Source organism: Mycobacterium tuberculosis H37Rv, from assembly GCF_000195955.2.
GTDB lineage: Bacteria > Actinomycetota > Actinomycetes > Mycobacteriales > Mycobacteriaceae > Mycobacterium > Mycobacterium tuberculosis.
The window spans coordinates 271,566-288,406 of sequence record NC_000962.3; the positions used below are offsets into that span (position 1 = coordinate 271,566).

Consider the following 16,841-nt stretch of genomic DNA (forward strand, 5'->3'; position numbering starts at 1 on the left):
TCGCCTGATTAGCGCCGCTCGGGCGGGCCGGGGTCGGGATGCCCCGCGTCCGGCGGTGGGGGCGGCTGCGCCGAACCGAGTCGGGGCGGATCCGAGCCACTCGGCTCGCGCGGGAAGTCGGGGCGCTGCGTGGGCAGTTTCTCGGTCTCAGCCTCCGCTCCAGGCACCGGTTCTTCGAAGCCGCCGCGGCGGTAATCGTGGTCGTCCCGATCCCCGCTGGCAGCCATCAGCGCACCTTCGGTCCGAAGGCTAAACGACGCGAACAGACCACCGCCGACCAGCGCGACCAAGCCGGCCGCGGTGAATGTAATCGGCAGCACCCGCGACCACAGCGCCAGCCGGTCGCGCTCGTCGCGAGCCGCGTTGACCTGGGATTCGACCGTCTCTTCGGTGGAGGTGACCTGGTAGTCGGCAAACGTGACCTCTGGTTTGAGTGGGTCACGAGCGAAGTAGTGGTTGGCGCGTTCGGTTTCTTTGACGATGGTGCCGGACACCGGGTCCACCCAGAATGTTCGCTGCGCCGCGTAATAGCGGGTCATGGTGATTTGCTCGTTCGGATCACCGGGTAGCCCCCACATCGCCGCTGATGTGGTGACTTTGCCGTCCTCGTCGCCGGCGTACAGCGACGGGTATTTGAGGGGAGCCACCAGCTTCCCCTCGGGGGTGTAGCCGACGTTCTGCGTGAAGCGGTATGTGGTTAAACCGTTGACGTCCTCCTCGCCTTCGTAGTTGGCGTCAAACGCCTTCTGTGCGATGGGGTCGAAATAGGGGTATGTCTTCTTCTCGGTGTGAAACGGGAACCGGTAAGACAGCCCGTCGTGCCGCAGCGGAATGGCCGTCGGCGGGTTCTCGTCATTGAGGCCCCGCGGTTTCTGGACGGCGCCGCCGGTGTGGGTGTCGTCGGAGACAGCCATCGCCGTCTTGCGGTTGAGGGTGACCGTGTCGACGATCGCCAGCAGCAGCCCGCTGTCCTTCTGCTTGTCGGTGCGCCGGAGCGAGGATCCGACCTGAAGTGTGACCACGTCGGCGTTGGCGGGCGATTCGACGGTGACTTGCTGTTGGGACACCAGCGGCACGTCCTGGTTGACCACGATGTGCTCGGTGGCTAGCGACGCCGAGTCGAGTGCCGTTCCAGTGCCGTCGCTGATCAACGTGGCATCGATATCGAGTGGGATCTCAGCGATCCTGCTGGTGGTATAGGTCGACAGCAGCAGGGCGGCGATCAGTAGGGCGGCTCCGAGTCCGATAGCGCCGCACGCGGCGAACCGCAACATGACTGCCCGGTTCACCTGCGCCGCTCTCCCCCGCAAGCGGGTGGTGCCCCCACCTCATCGCTTCGTCCCCCGCAAGCGGGCGGTGCCCCCACTGCATCGTCGCCGGCGCGGTTCACGTTGCTGTGACCTCCTTATGGTCCATGGACTCGTCGGTCGGGACCCGCTCCGACCTGACCAAGCGAGGCAAAACCCGTTTGACCCTAACAGCAGAGCGTATGGGCCCGGCGGACGAATCGGGTGCACCGATTCGCCCGCAAACACCTCACAGGCACACTGTGTTGGTGACCAACGGCCAGGTGGTGGGTGGGACCCGTGGCTTTCTGCCCGCCGTCGAGGGAATGCGCGCATGCGCGGCCGTCGGCGTCGTGGTCACTCACGTCGCGTTCCAGACCGGGCACTCTAGCGGTGTGGGCGGGCGGCTGTTCGGCCGCTTCGATCTGGCGGTGGCGGTGTTCTTCGCCGTGTCGGGATTCTTGTTGTGGCGCGGACACGCCGCAGCGGCGCGAGATCTGCGGTCACACCCGCGAACCGGTCCGTATCTGCGATCGCGGGTGGCGCGCATCATGCCGGCCTATGTGGTGGCGGTGGTCGTCATCCTGTCCCTGCTGCCCGACGCGGATCATGCCAGCCTGACCGTGTGGCTGGCCAACCTGACGCTCACCCAGATCTATGTGCCGCTGACCCTGACCGGCGGCCTGACCCAGATGTGGAGCCTGTCCGTGGAGGTCGCCTTCTATGCGGCGCTGCCGGTCTTAGCGTTGCTGGGCCGCCGAATTCCGGTCGGTGCCCGAGTGCCGGCGATCGCGGCGCTGGCGGCGCTCAGCTGGGCGTGGGGCTGGCTCCCGTTGGACGCCGGGTCGGGGATCAACCCGTTGACCTGGCCGCCGGCGTTCTTCTCGTGGTTCGCCGCGGGAATGTTGCTGGCGGAGTGGGCCTACAGCCCGGTCGGGTTGCCGCATCGGTGGGCGCGCCGCCGCGTGGCGATGGCGGTTACCGCGCTGCTGGGTTACCTGGTGGCGGCCTCGCCGTTGGCGGGTCCGGAGGGCCTGGTTCCGGGCACGGCGGCACAATTCGCGGTGAAGACCGCGATGGGCTCGCTGGTAGCGTTCGCGCTGGTGGCGCCGCTGGTGCTGGACCGGCCCGACACGTCGCACCGGCTGCTGGGCAGCCCCGCGATGGTGACCCTGGGCCGTTGGTCCTATGGCCTGTTCATCTGGCATCTGGCCGCGCTGGCCATGGTGTTTCCCGTGATCGGAGCGTTCCCGTTTACCGGGCGAATGCCGACGGTGCTGGTGTTGACGCTGATCTTCGGTTTCGCGATCGCCGCGGTCAGCTACGCCCTGGTCGAGTCGCCCTGCCGGGAAGCGTTGCGCCGCTGGGAGCGCCGCAACGAACCCATATCGGTCGGCGAACTTCAGGCGGACGCGATTGCACCCTGACTCGGCCGGCTGACACCTGGCGGGCACCTAGTCGATCGTGCCCGCTGGCACGATCCACTGACAGGGCTGACCGGTCACGGCGGCGATGAGATCGAAGTCCGCGTCGTAATGTAGAACGACCAGCCCGTGTTCCTCGCCGGCCGCGGCAATGAGCAGGTCCGGGATTTTGCGACCGCGCTGACTACGCGCAGCGAGTAGGCGCTGGATTCCAAGCGCGCGGCGATGATGCGATGCCGTCGATTCGATGAGGTCGAACGCGCTCAATGCCACCATGAGCCGCTGCCACTCGGTCTCATTGCGTGCGGAGTACCCGACTTCAAGGTCGGTTATTTGCGTGCGAGCGACGGCACCGGCCTCAGCCAACGGTTCCACCGCCCGCCGCACGGCGGGCCGGCTGAGCCTTTTGATCACGCTGGTGTCGAGAAGATATTTCAGCGCCATGCTTCGGCGCGGTCCTCTGGCGGTGCGGCGGCCAGCGTGTCGAGAGCGGCGGCGACGCGTTGAACTCGCTGAGACGTGGCTTGCCGCAGGGCCGCGTTGACGGTGTCTTTGATCGTCGTCGTGCCCAATTCTGTACGAGCCATGTTTAAAGCCTGCTCGTCGATGTCGACGAGATGTTTCGCCATGAATCGGAGTATATATCAATAAGGAGCCGATATATATGCACAATGCCAAGCCCATGGCATTCGCCCGGCGCGGCTGTCTCACTGATAGCCGCCCTGCCGCTCGAAGATGCGGCGCGGGTTGTCGACGAGCATGGTGTGCAGCTGCTCGTCGGTGACGCCGTGCTGCTTCAGTGCGGGGATGACGTCGTTGTGGATGTGGAGGTAATGCCAATTCGGCATCGCCACCGGCACCAGCTCCTCGGGAAGCGCGTCGAAATAGCAGCAGGCGTCGTGTGATAGCACCATCTTGTCGGCATGGCCGCGCTCGCACATTCGGGCCACGATGTTCACCCGGTCCTGAAACGGTGAGATCACGTCGACGCCGAACCGGTCCATCCCGAGGTAGGAGCCGGCGGCGATGAGCTCTTCCAGGTAGCCGACGTCGGTGCTGTCGCCGCAGTGTCCGATAACCACCCGGCTCAGGTCCACCCCCTCCTCGGCGAAGATGCGTTGCTGGTCAAGGCCGCGCCGCAGCCCGGCGTGGGTGTGGGTGGAGATCGGCGCCCCGGTGCGTTTGTGTGCTTGGGCGACCGCGCGCAACACCCGCTCGACACCAGGGGTGAGGCCGGGTTCGTCGGTGGCGCACTTGAGGATTCCCGCCTTGATGCCGGTGTCGGCGATGCCGTGCTCGATGTCGCGGACGAACATGTCGGTCATGATCTCCGGGCCGTCCAGCTGTGCGCCCGGCCCGAGGTAGTGGAAGTAGAACGGGACGTCGTTGTAGGTGTACAAGCCGGTGGCCACGACGATGTTCAGCTCGGTGGCCGCGGCCACCCGGGCGATGCGCGGGATGTATCGGCCCAGCCCGATCACCGTGAGGTCGACGATGGTGTCCACGCCGCGGGCCTTGAGTTCGCCTAGCCGGGCGATGGCGCCGGCCACCCGCTTGTCCTCGTCGCCCCAGGCTTCCGGGTAGTTCTGCGCAATCTCGGTGGTCATGATGAAGACGTGCTCGTGCATCAGCGTGACGCCGAGATCAGCGGTGTCGATGGGTCCGCGAGCGGTATTTAGTTCTGGCACGTCACTGATGCTAGGCCGCAATCGGTGTCTTGCGGGGCCGCAGTGCAGTAGCGTCACCCTCGTCGTTGACCGAACCGCTCGGGAGCCAATTCTTATGCTGCTCAACCCCAACCATTTGACACGCAAATACCCAGACCGTCGCTCCGGGGAGATCATGGCCGCGACGGTGGACTTCTTCGAGTCCAGGGGGAAGGCCCGGCTCAAGCACGACGACCACGAGCGGATCTGGTACTCGGACTTCCTGGACTTCGTCGGGCGGGAACGCATCTTTGCTTCCCTACTGACGCCGGCCTCCTATGGCGCCGATGATTGCCGCTGGGACACCTACCGGATCAGCGAGTTCGCCGAGATCATGGGCTTCTACGGGCTGAGCTACTGGTACCCCTTCCAGGTGACCGCCCTAGGCCTGGGCCCGATCTGGATGAGCGCCAACGAGGACGCCAAGCGCAAGGCCGCCGCGGGGCTCGAGGCCGGCGAAGTGTTCGCCTTCGGCCTGTCCGAACAGACCCACGGCGCCGACGTCTATCAGACCGACATGATCCTTACCCCCAGCGACGGCGGCTGGACCGCCAACGGCGAGAAGTACTACATCGGCAACGCCAACGTGGCCCGGATGGTCTCCACCTTCGGCAAGATCGCCGGCACCCCAGAAAGCCAGGAGTACGTCTTCTTCGTCGCCGACTCCCAGCACGAGCGGTATGACCTGATCAAGAATGTGGTGAACTCGCAGAACTATGTGGCCAATTACGCGCTGCGCGATTACCCGGTCACCGAGGCCGACATCCTGCATCGTGGCGCCGAAGCCTTCCACGCCGCCCTCAACACGGTCAACGTCTGCAAGTACAACCTGGGTTGGGGTGCCATCGGAATGTGCACCCACGCCCTCTACGAGTCGGTCACCCACGCGGCCAACCGTCACCTGTACGGCACTGTGGTGACCGACTTCAGCCACGTGCGGCGGCTGCTCACCGACGCCTACGTGCGGCTAATTGCGATGAAGCTGGTCGCCAGCCGGGCCAGCGACTACATGCGCAGCGCGTCGGCCGCCGACCGTCGCTACCTGCTCTACAGCCCGCTGACCAAGGCGAAGGTCACCAGCGAAGGCGAGCGGGTCATCACCGCCCTGTGGGACGTCATTGCGGCCAAAGGGGTGGAAAAGGACACGTTTTTCGAGACCGTGGCTCGCGAGATTGGCCTGCTGCCCAGGTTGGAAGGCACCGTGCACATCAACATCGGGCTACTCGGCAAATTCATGCCCAACTACCTGTTCGCTCCCGACTCCACGCTGCCGGTCATCCCGCGTCGCGACGACGCCGCCGATGACGCGTTCCTGTTTGCCCAGGGACCCACCGGGGGCTTGGGTAAGGTGCGTTTCCACGACTGGCGCGCGTCATTTGACACCTGCGCGCATCTGCCTAATGTCGCACTGCTGCGCGAGCAAGTCGACGTGTTCGCCGAGCTGCTGGCCAGCGCCACCCCGGACGCGGCACAGCAGAAGGATATCGACTTTGCCTTCGGCGTGGGACAACTCTTCGCGAACGTGCCCTATGCCCAGCTCATTTTGGAGGAGGCCCGGCTATCTGGTGTCGACGAGGCCTTGATCGACGAGATCTTCGGCGTACTGGTTCGGGACTTCAACACCCATGCCGTCGAGCTGCACGGCAGGTCCGCCACGACAGCCGAACAGGCTCGGTTCGCCATGCGAATGGTCCGTCGGCCGGTGCACGATCCCGCCCGCTACGACCAGATCTGGAAGGACCACGTGCTCGCGCTCAACGGCGCATATCAAATGGCACCATAGTGCGCCGCGTCGAGATCGACGCTGCCGTGTTGCCCACTCGCACTTTCGCGCGCTGGTGTCAATCTCGACGCCAGCCTTGACCGTGATGCAGCGCACAGTAGAATGACCAGTGGTCACCAACGCAAGGAGGCCCCATGCCGACGGTGACGTGGGCGCGTGTCGATCCGGCTCGCCGTGCCGCCGTGGTGGAAGCCGCCGAGGCTGAGTTCGGTGCGCACGGATTCTCCCGCGGCAGCTTGAACGTCATAGCCCGGCGTGCCGGAGTCGCCAAGGGCAGCCTGTTCCAGTACTTCGCGGACAAGCGCGACCTCTACGCGTTTATTGCCGACATCGCCAGCCAGCGAGTCCGCTCCTACATGGAGGACCTGATCCGCGAGCTGGACCCGAACCGGCCGTTCTTCGAATTCCTCACCGACCTGCTCGATGGCTGGGTCGCCTACTTCGCCGAGCATCCTCGGGAACGTGCGTTGCATGCTGCGGCGACCCTGGAGGTCGACACCGATGCCCGCATCAGCGTGCGCAGCGTCCTGCACCGCCACTACCTGGACGTGCTACGGCCGCTGGTGCGCGACGCGCACGCGCGGGGCGACCTGCGCGCAGATTCCGACACCGGTGCATTGATGTCGCTGCTGCTGCTGATCTTTCCGCACCTGGCGCTGGCTCCATACATGCGTGGTTTGGATCCGATCCTGGGCCTCGACGAGCCCACACCTGAGCAGCCCGCGCTGGCCGTGCGCAGGCTTGTCGCCGTGCTGGCGGCGGCCTTCGATGCCCAGCACCCCGCGACCAACTCAGCCCAGACCCGATCGGAGGAGATCACATGACACGCACACGTTCGGGCTCGCTCGCCGCGGGCGGACTCAACTGGGCGAGCCTGCCACTGAAGCTGTTCGCCGGGGGCAACGCAAAGTTCTGGCATCCGGCCGACATCGACTTCACGCGCGACCGGGCGGACTGGGAGAAGTTGTCGGACGACGAACGTGACTACGCCACCCGATTGTGCACCCAGTTCATTGCCGGCGAGGAGGCGGTGACCGAGGACATCCAGCCGTTCATGTCCGCGATGCGGGCCGAGGGACGGCTGGCCGACGAGATGTATCTGACGCAGTTCGCGTTCGAGGAAGCCAAACACACCCAGGTGTTTCGCATGTGGCTGGATGCCGTCGGAATCAGCGAAGACTTGCATCGCTATCTCGACGACTTGCCCGCCTACCGCCAAATCTTCTACGCGGAGTTGCCGGAGTGCCTCAACGCATTGTCGGCCGATCCCTCACCGGCCGCCCAGGTCCGGGCGTCGGTCACCTACAACCACATCGTGGAAGGCATGCTGGCGCTCACGGGCTACTACGCCTGGCACAAGATCTGTGTGGAACGCGCAATCCTTCCCGGCATGCAGGAGCTGGTCCGGCGCATCGGTGACGACGAGCGACGCCACATGGCTTGGGGCACCTTCACCTGTCGGCGCCACGTCGCCGCCGACGACGCCAATTGGACGGTGTTCGAAACACGGATGAACGAGCTCATCCCGCTGGCGCTGCGCCTCATCGAGGAGGGCTTTGCGCTGTACGGCGACCAGCCCCCATTCGACCTGTCCAAGGACGATTTCCTGCAATACTCGACCGACAAGGGAATGCGCCGGTTCGGCACCATCAGCAACGCCCGCGGCCGGCCGGTCGCCGAAATCGACGTCGACTACTCGCCCGCGCAGCTGGAGGACACCTTCGCCGACGAGGACCGGCGCACCCTGGCAGCGGCCTCGGCCTAGGCCTGGCGAGCAGACGCAAAATCGCCCAATTTCGTGCCGAATTGGGCGATTTTGCGTCTGCTCGCCAGGGGAACGCTAGGCGATCCAGACGGTCTTGATGTTGCAGAACTCGCGTATCCCGTGTGCGGACAGTTCCCGGCCATAGCCCGAGCGCTTGACCCCGCCGAACGGCAATTCGGGATAGGACACCGTCATGCCGTTGATAAAAACCTGGCCCGCCACGATGTCGTCGATGAAGCGTCGTTGCTCGGTCTCGTCGCGGGTCCAGGCGTTGGATCCCAGCCCGAAGGTGGTGGCGTTGGCGATCTCGACGGCCTCGTCGATGTTCGCCGCGCGGAACACCGAGGCGACCGGACCGAAGACCTCCTCGGTGTAGAGAGCCATGTCCTTGGAGATGTCGGTGATCACGGTCGGCGGGTAGAACCAGCCCGGCCGGTCGAGACGCTTTCCGCCGCACCGGATCACCGCGCCCGCCGCGGCAGCATCCTCGACTTGCTTGGCAACCTCGTTGCGGCCCTGCTCGGTGGCCAGCGGGCCCACGTCGGTGTCCGGGTCGGTCGGGTCGCCGACCCGTAACGCCGCCATCCGCGCGACGAACTTGTCGACGAAATCGTCGTAAATGTCGGCGTGGACGATGAACCGCTTGGCGGCGATGCAGGATTGGCCGTTGTTCTGCACCCGGCCGGTGACGGCGGTGCTGACCGCGGCGTCCAGATCGGCCGACGGCATAACGATGAACGGGTCGCTGCCGCCGAGCTCGAGCACGGTCGGCTTGATCTCGTTACCGGCGATAGCGCCCACCGATTGGCCGGCCGGCTCGCTTCCGGTCAGCGTGGCCGCCGCGACCCGGGGATCACGCAGGATGGCTTCGACGGCTCCCGAGCTAACAAGCAACGTCTGGAAGCAGCCGTCCGGGAAGCCGCCTCGGGCGATGACGTCGGCCAGGTACAGCGCGCATTGCGGCACGTTCGACGCGTGCTTGAGCAGGCCGACGTTTCCGGCCATCAGTGCCGGTGCGGCGAACCGAACCGCTTGCCACAGGGGGAAGTTCCATGGCATCACCGCCAGGATCACCCCGAGCGGCTGGTATCGGCCGTAGGCCGCCGACGCCCCGACCTTGGCCGCATCGGCGGGTTCGTCGGCCAGCAACGCCTCGGCGTTTTCGGCGTAGTAGCGAAAACCCTTGGCGCACTTCAGTGCCTCGGCTTTGGCCGCGGCCAGCGTCTTGCCCATCTCGAGCGTCATCATCGCGGCGGCCTGGTCGGCCTCGGCTTCCAGCAAGTCGGCGGTGGCATTGGCCCACCGGGCGCGCTGGGCGAAGCTGGTCTGGCGGTAGTCGGCGAACCGCCGGTGGGCCCGGGCTATTGCCGCGTCGACTTCGTCATCGGTCGCCGCAGTGAATGTCTTGACTGTTTCGCCGGTAGCCGGGTTGATGGTGGCGATGGGCACGCTGACATCCTTTGCTGGGTGGGTTTGCACAAATCGTCCGGTGTCCAGCCTGCCACTAACGTGGCCAGCGCTCCCGAGCAGGAGGTGTCGGGGCCTCCTATCGGCTGGGGTGGGCTCTATCACGGGCAGGACCAGCGTGGCGGAACATGTCACCGATCGCATGTTCGTCGGGAGCTAATCGGCCCGTTCAATCGGCCGGTGGCGAGGCGACTTTGCGTAGCGACATCGGCGGGACGTAGCGCCCGATCAGCGTGCGGTGCCACCAGGCTCGGTCCCGTCGCAGCTCGGCCACGGTGGTGAAGCGGTACTGATACAGCTGCGCGCGCACATACCGAGGCGGAGATTGCGGGAAAGGATTGTGGCGCAACAGCTTCAGCGTCGCAGGATCATTGCGCAGCAACCGGTTTAGGAATGGCGTCATCCACGGTAGTGCGTAGCCCGGTGAGATGGCGGCGAACCACATGAGCCAGTCCAGCCGCAGATGGTAGGGGGCCCATTGCCGCGGCAGCCGGCGCGGATCACCGGGCTTGCCCTTGAATTCGTATGCTTTCCAGACGGTTTGTTCGGTAATCGGTGACTCGTCGGTCCCTTCGATTACCACTTCCCGGCGGGTGCGGCAGATGCTGCCGAACGCCCCGTAGGTGTTGACCAAATGAAAGGGGTTGAACGACATGTTCATTCGTTGATGAGAGGACAGCAGATTGCGTGCCGGCCAGTAGCTCAGCAACAGCACCGCCGCGGTGAATACGACCACGAGGCCGGCGAACCACTGCGGCGGTGCCGACAGCGCCGGCTGGGCCGGCATCGGCAGCAGCGCCGCGGCCGAAGATGTGTCGATCGCGCTGCACGCCAAGAGGATGGTCAGCCAATTGAGCCAGGAGAAATTTCCCGATGCCACCAGCCATAGCTGGGTAACCACGATGATCGCGGCGGCGATGCTGGCTGCGGGCTGTGGTGTGAACAACCCAAACGGCACCACGAGCTGGGCGAAATGGTTGCCCGCCACCTCAATCCGGTGCAATGGCTTAGGCAGGTGATGGAAGAACCAGCTCAACGGGCCCGGCATGGGCTGTGTTTCGTGGTGGTAGTACAGGCACGTCAGACTGCGCCAGCACGAGTCGCCGCGCATCTTGATCAATCCGGCACCGAATTCGACCCGGAACAGCAGCCAGCGCGCCAACAACAACGTCAGAATCGGCGGGGCGGTGCGCTCGTTTCCGAGGAAGATCATCAGGAAGCCGGTCTCCAGCAGCAGCGACTCCCAACCGAATGAGTACCACGCCTGCCCGACGTTGACGATGGACAGGTAGAGCACCCACAGCGTCAGCCAGATCAGCATCGTGGCCCACAACGGCACGAAGGAGGCCGCACCGGCGACGACGGCTGCCGACAACACGGCACCCAACCAGCAGACCCCGGCGAACACCCGATCGGAATAGCGAAAGTGAAAGATGCTCGGTGTTCGCCAGAAGGACTGTCCAGCCAGATACCGCGGCACCGGCAGCATGCCGTGCTCTCCGATGAGGGGCCGGAACTGCTGTGCGGCCGCGACGAATGCGATCAGATAAATAATCGCCGTGCCGCGCTCCAGCGCCAGTCTGCCCAGCCAATATTCGGGCGCTGAAAACCATCCCATGGCCGTTACTCCTTGGACACGGCGTTCACACCAACTATTGCATGCGGTCTTGACCACGAGACTCTGATGTGGCGACCACCGATGCCGCCACCACGGAAACCGAAATCAGTGCCAGCAGTTGCACACTGGCCCAGTTCCCGGCGTATCCGTCGACCGACCGCCACGGATGCCGGGACAGCGCAGCGCCGGCCAGGATCAGCCCGCCCGCAGCCAGTCCGACGGTGACCCGGTCACGTAGTCGCTCCCGGCGGCGCAGTGCATACCGCACACCGAGGGCCGTGCCCATCACCATGACCCCGGCGATGCTGGCGATCACCGCCCCGGCCGCCAGCACCCCGGCCGCCGCCCAGGCTCCGGGCCTCCAGGGTGGTGTGGGCCGGTCGGCGAGCTGCCGTCGCCCGGTCCGCCAGAACGCCAGCAGAGCTAGCAGGGGCAGCAGGGCCAGCCCTATCGCCAGGCTCGCCCGATACAGCGAGTTCGGTGCGAATGTCAGCGTGATGGTGCCGGGGTTCCCGGCGGGCACCACCCAGGCCTGCTGCCACCCGTTGACGGCGATCGGTGTCAGCCGGGCCCCGGTGCTCGTGCGGGCCACCCAGCCCGAGTTGATGCTTTCGGGTACCACCAGCACCCGGGAAGTGGCCGACTCGGGAACCCGAACTTCGCGGTGGGTGGGACCCCACGCACCCGTTTCAGCAGAAGTAACTGTCGCGCTTGACAATCCAGCACCGGGAGTTGACAACTGGGCACCGTCGACCACGAACGCGGCGCCGGGGCTGATCAGCAATTCCTGCTGTCCCGCCGGCAGCGCTATCGGCTCGCGTTCACACGGGAGCGCGGCGACCGGTTCACCGTCCAGCAAGGCGCCCACCGTGGTTCGGATCGAGGTGTGCACGAACCGGCCCGCGACGGCGACGACCGGGCCGTGATCGCAATCCACGGTGAGCGCACGCGCGCGGTTGCGGGCGGCGTCGGCCGGCGCAATCGGGGCGCCGCCGGCGCTAAGCACCACCACTTCGGCCAGCCCCGGCGGCTTGAGCTGGTCGAAGCCCAGCGCGTTGCGATCGATGACATCGTCCCAGTCCAGCAGGCTGACCGACACCGTGTCGGTCACCCGGGGATGCAGCCATAGCGTCGTTAGCTCGCCGACCTGCAGTTGTCGGACCTGGGGGCCGTCGCCCAGGTTGATGGCCACCACCGTCGGATGGGCCGGCAACATCGACCGGCTGGCGGCCAGCCGCAGCCCGGTCACCACGGTGGGCCGCGGCAGGGTCAGCGTCAGCGTCGGCGGGGTTTTGTGTTGCACCACCCGCTGCGGCGCGGTCCAGGCGGTGGCCGGATCGCCGTCGGCGGCCGCGTACGCCGAGCCGAGGATGTCGACAAGGTCGGAATCACCGCTGGCCCGGGTGGTGGAAGGCGCGGCGATCAAGTCGGCCAGCTTCGGGCCCTGCCGTGGTCGCACCCACACCATCGGGGTCACCGACACCGGGCGGGGTACGGTCAGTGTGCGGCTGAGATTGGCCGGTTCCTCGGGTGCCAGGGCCATCGAGGCGGCGCAGCGCACGCCGTCGGGTCCCGGGGCGCAGCCCGGTCTGCCCAGCAGTTCGGATCCCAGGTCCCAGCCCGCGATCGCCGAACCCGGCGGCGGCCCGGGCACCAGCACGGTGTGTCGCAGCTGAACCGGATGGGCGAAACCGGACGCATCGTATTGGGTGATGGCCAGATCGGTGATGCCGAACTGCACACCGGCCGACCCGTCGTCGGTGGCGGCCGCGGTAAACCGCACCCAGGGGGTTTCGCCGTAGGGCAGTGCGGCGGTGAGCGGTTTGCCCGCCTCATCGAACCGCAGGGTGGTGCTGCCGTTGACGGTCTCGATCAGGATGCGTCGGACCTGGGCGCCGACCGCGGTCGCGCTGGGTGTCAGGGTGACGACGGCATTGGTCACCGGACGGTCGAAATCCACCTGCAGCCACTGCCCAACGGCGGCCTGCAGCGCGTTGGACACCCAAGCGGTCGCCGGGTCACCGTCGACGGCGGCCGCGGGTGCGCTCGCCGGGGCGACGTCGGGCATGGCGGTGGCATCCGCCGAGGAGCTCGACACGGTGATCCGGCCGCCGGTCCATCCACCGACGACCGGCTCCGCGCCCGGCACCGGGTAGTCAGGCACCCGGTTGTAGGTGTGCCGGGCGTCGCCGGGTGCCCGGATCGCCGACGAGTGGTGGTCCACCCGGCCGTAATCGGTCTCGCGGGCCACCGGGGTGTCGGTGACGGCGACCTGGGGCACCGGCAAGCCGGCAGCTCGAGCGTCCGCGGTCATCAGCACCGGACCCAGCGGGGGCTGGCCCTGCAGCCGGCGTCGTTCGTCCAGACGCAGCAGGACCTCGGGTCCGCCGTCGACGCGGGCGAGCTGGTCGGTCGCGGCGAAGTAGGGCGCACCGGGGTTGGCGGGCGCGCTCACCCGGTAGATCTCAATCGCGGGATATCGGGGTCGCAGGCCGCTGTCGTTGACGAAACCCGCCAGCGGATCAGGACCCACCGGCGCGCCGAACTCCGCCAGCTTCGCTAGCCCGGGCGACCCTGCGATGCTACGGTGCAGCAGAATCGGTCGTGCCGAGCGCGACGTCTCGGGATCCAGATCGTTGCGTACCAGCACATAGGAAATGCCTTGGCGGGCAAGGGTATCGGCCAGCCCCGCCGACGGTCGTCCGGCGGCGAACAGGCGTTGCACGGAGTCCAGCGCTCGAATGGTCTGCGGCGGGGTCAGCGGAATGGAGTCGCGCACGCCCCACGGGCCGTCGCCGAGCACCTGCAGCGGCTCGTCGTGGCTGGTGCCCCACACCTGGGTGGCGAACGGGGCGCCCGGGACCACCAGCACCCGCCCGGGAGTGGGCGTCGCGGCATGGTGTGTGCGCAGCCAGTCGGCGGCCTCCTGCCAGTACTGGGGAAGCGCACCGAACGTGCCGGGCGGGGCGACCCGGCCGGTCCACGCCAGCGAGGTGCTGACCATCAGCGCGGTCAGGGCTACCACCGCCACCGCTACTCGCTTGTCCCGCTCGGGGTGCGCGAACGCGCGCAGCCACGCCGGCCTCGGCGCGCTGCCTGGCAGCGGAACTCGGCTCAGCAGCTGCGCCAAGCCCAGCACCAGGGGCAGCCGGATCACAGGCCCCACCTTGTGTACGTTGCGCAGGGGGGTGCCGGCGGCGTCCAGGAACGCCTGCACCGGGTGGGCGACCGGCGAAGCCAGCCCGCCGCGGTGGCCAACGGCCAGCAGCACCACCCCGACCAACAGCATCGTCACCAGCCGGCCGCGCGCCGGCATCGCCGGGCTAGTCAGTCCGGCCAGCCCGGCCGCTGCGACCAGGCAGGTGCCCAGGATGGCCGCCGATCCGGTGACCAACGGCGCGCCCGCGGTCGCGTTCGGCGCCACGAACGGCGTCCAGCTGTCGGTGCCGCGCAGCACCTCCACCAGCGAGGACCATTGCGTGGTCACGCCGGAAGATTCGATGAAGTCCAGAAACGGCGGACTGACCCCGTGCAGCTGCGTCAGCGCCATTACCCACCACAGTGTCGCCAGGGCCATCGCCAACAGCCACCACGCGGTGTAGCGCCACCACAACCGATTCGGCCGGTGACAGGCCCACCAGATCACCGCCGGCAGGCAACCGGCCAGCGTCGCGATGGCGTTGACCGCGCCCATCAGCGCCACCGCCAGCCCGGCTTGGGCGGCCAGCGCGCGCACCGAGCGGCCAGAAGTCCCCCGCAGCGCCAGGATCGTGGGCAGCAGCACCCACGGCGCCAGCATCATCGGCAAGGTTTCCGACGAGATCGACCCGAGTGTGGTCAGCACCCGTGGTGACAGCGCGAACGCCACGGCGCCGACCACCCGCGAGGACGGGCCGCCGACGCCCAGCGCCTCGGCTACCCGCAGCAGGCCCCAGAAGCCGACCGTGAGCAACACCGCCCACCACAGCCGCTGAGTGACCCAGCCGGGCACTCCCAGCAGGTGACCGATCACGAAGAAGGTGCCGTGCGGAAACAGATACCCGTAGGCCTGGTTCTGCGCCTGCCCGAACGGCAGGTCGCTGTTCCACAGGTTGGTCGCACGCGCCAGGAAGCGCAGCGGGTTGGCGGTGAGGTCCAGCTTGGTGTCGGGGGAGACTTGTCCGGGGGATTGGGCGAACGTCAGCGCCAACGCTACCGCGCCGACCACCGGCAGCCATTTGCGAGACAACGGCGCCACCTGCGACCCGGAGGCCGCCTCAGCCTGCGGCGCCCGGGTCGCGGGGCTAGCTACGGTTACCGTACTCGACCCGGTTGAGCACTGATGACGACGGATCGCCCCCGGGGAGTGGCGGTTTCTTGTCCTGCTGCACCATCAGGGTCACTCCGAAGATCGCGGCCGCGCCCAGCAACAGACCAACCACCACGCTTGCGGCGGCGGGCGCGACGATCCGGTTCATCGGTGGCTCCTCGACGGCTGTGGGTGCGGCTTGAGAGGCTAGAGGCAACTTAGCAGAAGCGTGGGCCTGGCCCCCCAACCCGGAGCGTATGCGCCACCGTGACAGCATGTCCGGATGGCTTTTCCACGCACACTGGCGATACTCGCTGCGGCAGCAGCGTTGGTGGTGGCCTGCAGCCATGGCGGCACACCCACCGGATCGTCGACGACCTCCGGCGCGTCGCCCGCAACTCCGGTAGCCGTTCCCGTGCCCCGGAGCTGCGCCGAGCCGGCGGGGATCCCGGCGCTGCTGTCCCCCCGTGACAAGCTGGCCCAGCTGCTGGTGGTCGGCGTGCGAGATGCTGCGGACGCCCAAGCCGTGGTCACCAACTACCACGTCGGCGGCATCCTCATCGGCAGCGACACCGACCTGACGATTTTTGACGGCGCGCTGGCCGAGATCGTTGCCGGCGGGGGTCCGCTGCCGCTGGCGGTGAGTGTCGACGAGGAAGGCGGGCGGGTGTCCCGGTTGAGGTCGCTGATCGGCGGTACGGGGCCGTCGGCCCGCGAACTGGCACAAACCCGAACCGTCCAGCAGGTGCGCGACTTGGCTCGAGACCGCGGCCGGCAGATGAGAAAGCTGGGTATCACCATCGACTTCGCCCCGGTGGTCGACGTCACCGACGCCCCGGATGACACGGTGATCGGGGACCGGTCGTTCGGCTCGGATCCGGCTACGGTCACCGCGTATGCCGGGGCGTACGCGCAGGGTCTGCGCGATGCCGGGGTGCTGCCGGTGCTCAAGCATTTCCCCGGTCACGGGCGTGGCTCGGGTGATTCGCACAACGGGGGTGTCACGACACCACCGCTTGATGACCTGGTGGGCGATGACCTGGTGCCCTACCGAACGCTGGTGACCCAGGCGCCGGTCGGTGTGATGGTGGGTCATCTGCAGGTTCCTGGGTTGACCGGCTCCGAGCCGGCCAGTCTGAGCAAGGCCGCGGTGAACCTGCTGCGCACCGGCACGGGATACGGCGCACCGCCGTTCGATGGTCCAGTGTTCAGCGACGACCTCTCTGGTATGGCCGCGATCTCAGACCGGTTTGGCGTCAGCGAGGCGGTGTTGCGCACCTTGCAAGCCGGTGCCGATATCGCACTGTGGGTTACCACCAAAGAGGTGCCCGCGGTGCTGGACCGCCTGGAACAGGCGCTGCGCGCCGGTGAATTGCCGATGTCGGCGGTCGACCGGTCGGTGGTGCGGGTGGCGACCATGAAGGGGCCCAACCCGGGGTGTGGCCGTTAGCGATGTGCGGCTGGCGCCCCACTGCTTACCGTAGGGTTAGATAGACGGGCTACA

General features: G+C 67.1%; 12 protein-coding genes and 1 other annotated feature. Of the genes, 5 read left to right on the forward strand and 7 right to left on the reverse strand.

The window, feature by feature from the left end:
* Positions 1-8: 8 nt before the first annotated feature.
* Complete coding sequence (locus Rv0227c; protein NP_214741.1) at positions 9-1,274, reverse strand: membrane protein; 1,266 nt, start codon at positions 1,272-1,274, stop codon at positions 9-11.
* A 15-nt stretch (positions 1,275-1,289) separates the two neighbouring features.
* Positions 1,290-1,390, reverse strand: a repeat region (101 bp Mycobacterial Interspersed Repetitive Unit,class III).
* A 99-nt stretch (positions 1,391-1,489) separates the two neighbouring features.
* Here Rv0227c and Rv0228 point away from each other — a divergent pair.
* On the forward strand, positions 1,490-2,713 hold the full coding sequence (locus tag Rv0228) for an acyltransferase (RefSeq protein NP_214742.1): 1,224 nt from the start codon (positions 1,490-1,492) through the stop codon (positions 2,711-2,713).
* Positions 2,714-2,740: 27 nt separating this feature from the next.
* On the opposite strand, the gene Rv0229c is transcribed toward Rv0228, so the two are convergent.
* Together Rv0229c and php are read right to left on the reverse strand one after the other, a co-directional pair.
* The gene (locus Rv0229c) for a hypothetical protein (RefSeq protein NP_214743.2) occupies positions 2,741-3,421 on the reverse strand. Within the gene, positions 2,741-3,154 belong to an annotated coding region; the region does not span the whole gene.
* The gene (gene php / locus Rv0230c; RefSeq protein ID NP_214744.1) at positions 3,418-4,398 is read right to left on the reverse strand and encodes a phosphotriesterase; all 981 of its coding nucleotides are present in this window, start codon (positions 4,396-4,398) and stop codon (positions 3,418-3,420) included. Before php ends, Rv0229c begins: the two co-directional genes overlap by 4 nt.
* A gap of 94 nt (positions 4,399-4,492) precedes the next feature.
* Here php and fadE4 point away from each other — a divergent pair, with 94 nt between their 5' ends.
* The 3 genes from fadE4 (at position 4,493) to nrdB (ending at position 7,964) form a co-directional block, all read left to right on the forward strand.
* Positions 4,493-6,199 (forward strand): acyl-CoA dehydrogenase FadE4, encoded by a 1,707-nt coding sequence (fadE4, locus tag Rv0231; RefSeq protein NP_214745.1) that lies wholly within the window; start codon positions 4,493-4,495, stop codon positions 6,197-6,199.
* A gap of 134 nt (positions 6,200-6,333) precedes the next feature.
* Positions 6,334-7,023 carry a transcriptional regulator gene (locus Rv0232; RefSeq protein ID NP_214746.1) on the forward strand — a complete coding sequence of 230 codons (690 nt, stop codon included), beginning with the start codon at positions 6,334-6,336 and terminating at the stop codon, positions 7,021-7,023.
* Positions 7,020-7,964 carry a ribonucleoside-diphosphate reductase subunit beta NrdB gene (nrdB, locus tag Rv0233; protein ID NP_214747.1) on the forward strand — a complete coding sequence of 315 codons (945 nt, stop codon included), beginning with the start codon at positions 7,020-7,022 and terminating at the stop codon, positions 7,962-7,964. Before Rv0232 ends, nrdB begins: the two co-directional genes overlap by 4 nt.
* Positions 7,965-8,039: 75 nt before the next feature.
* Here nrdB and gabD1 read toward each other — a convergent pair whose 3' ends face one another.
* From gabD1 to Rv0236A, 4 genes are read right to left on the reverse strand one after another with little or no spacing between them, the layout of a single operon-like run.
* Positions 8,040-9,575, reverse strand: coding sequence for a succinate-semialdehyde dehydrogenase (gabD1, locus tag Rv0234c; RefSeq protein NP_216247.2), 1,536 nt, complete (start codon positions 9,573-9,575; stop codon positions 8,040-8,042).
* Between the two features lie 25 nt (positions 9,576-9,600).
* A complete protein-coding gene (locus tag Rv0235c) occupies positions 9,601-11,049 on the reverse strand; it encodes a transmembrane protein (RefSeq protein ID NP_214749.1) in 1,449 nt (482 codons plus the stop codon).
* Between the two features lie 34 nt (positions 11,050-11,083).
* Positions 11,084-15,286 (reverse strand): alpha-(1->3)-arabinofuranosyltransferase, encoded by a 4,203-nt coding sequence (gene aftD / locus Rv0236c; protein NP_214750.1) that lies wholly within the window; start codon positions 15,284-15,286, stop codon positions 11,084-11,086.
* Between the two features lie 46 nt (positions 15,287-15,332).
* Positions 15,333-15,506 carry a hypothetical protein gene (locus Rv0236A; RefSeq protein ID YP_177619.1) on the reverse strand — a complete coding sequence of 58 codons (174 nt, stop codon included), beginning with the start codon at positions 15,504-15,506 and terminating at the stop codon, positions 15,333-15,335.
* Positions 15,507-15,620: 114 nt separating this feature from the next.
* On the opposite strand from Rv0236A, the gene lpqI reads away from it, so the two are divergent.
* A complete protein-coding gene (gene lpqI, locus Rv0237) occupies positions 15,621-16,787 on the forward strand; it encodes a lipoprotein LpqI (protein YP_177702.1) in 1,167 nt (388 codons plus the stop codon).
* Positions 16,788-16,841: the final 54 nt, after the last annotated feature.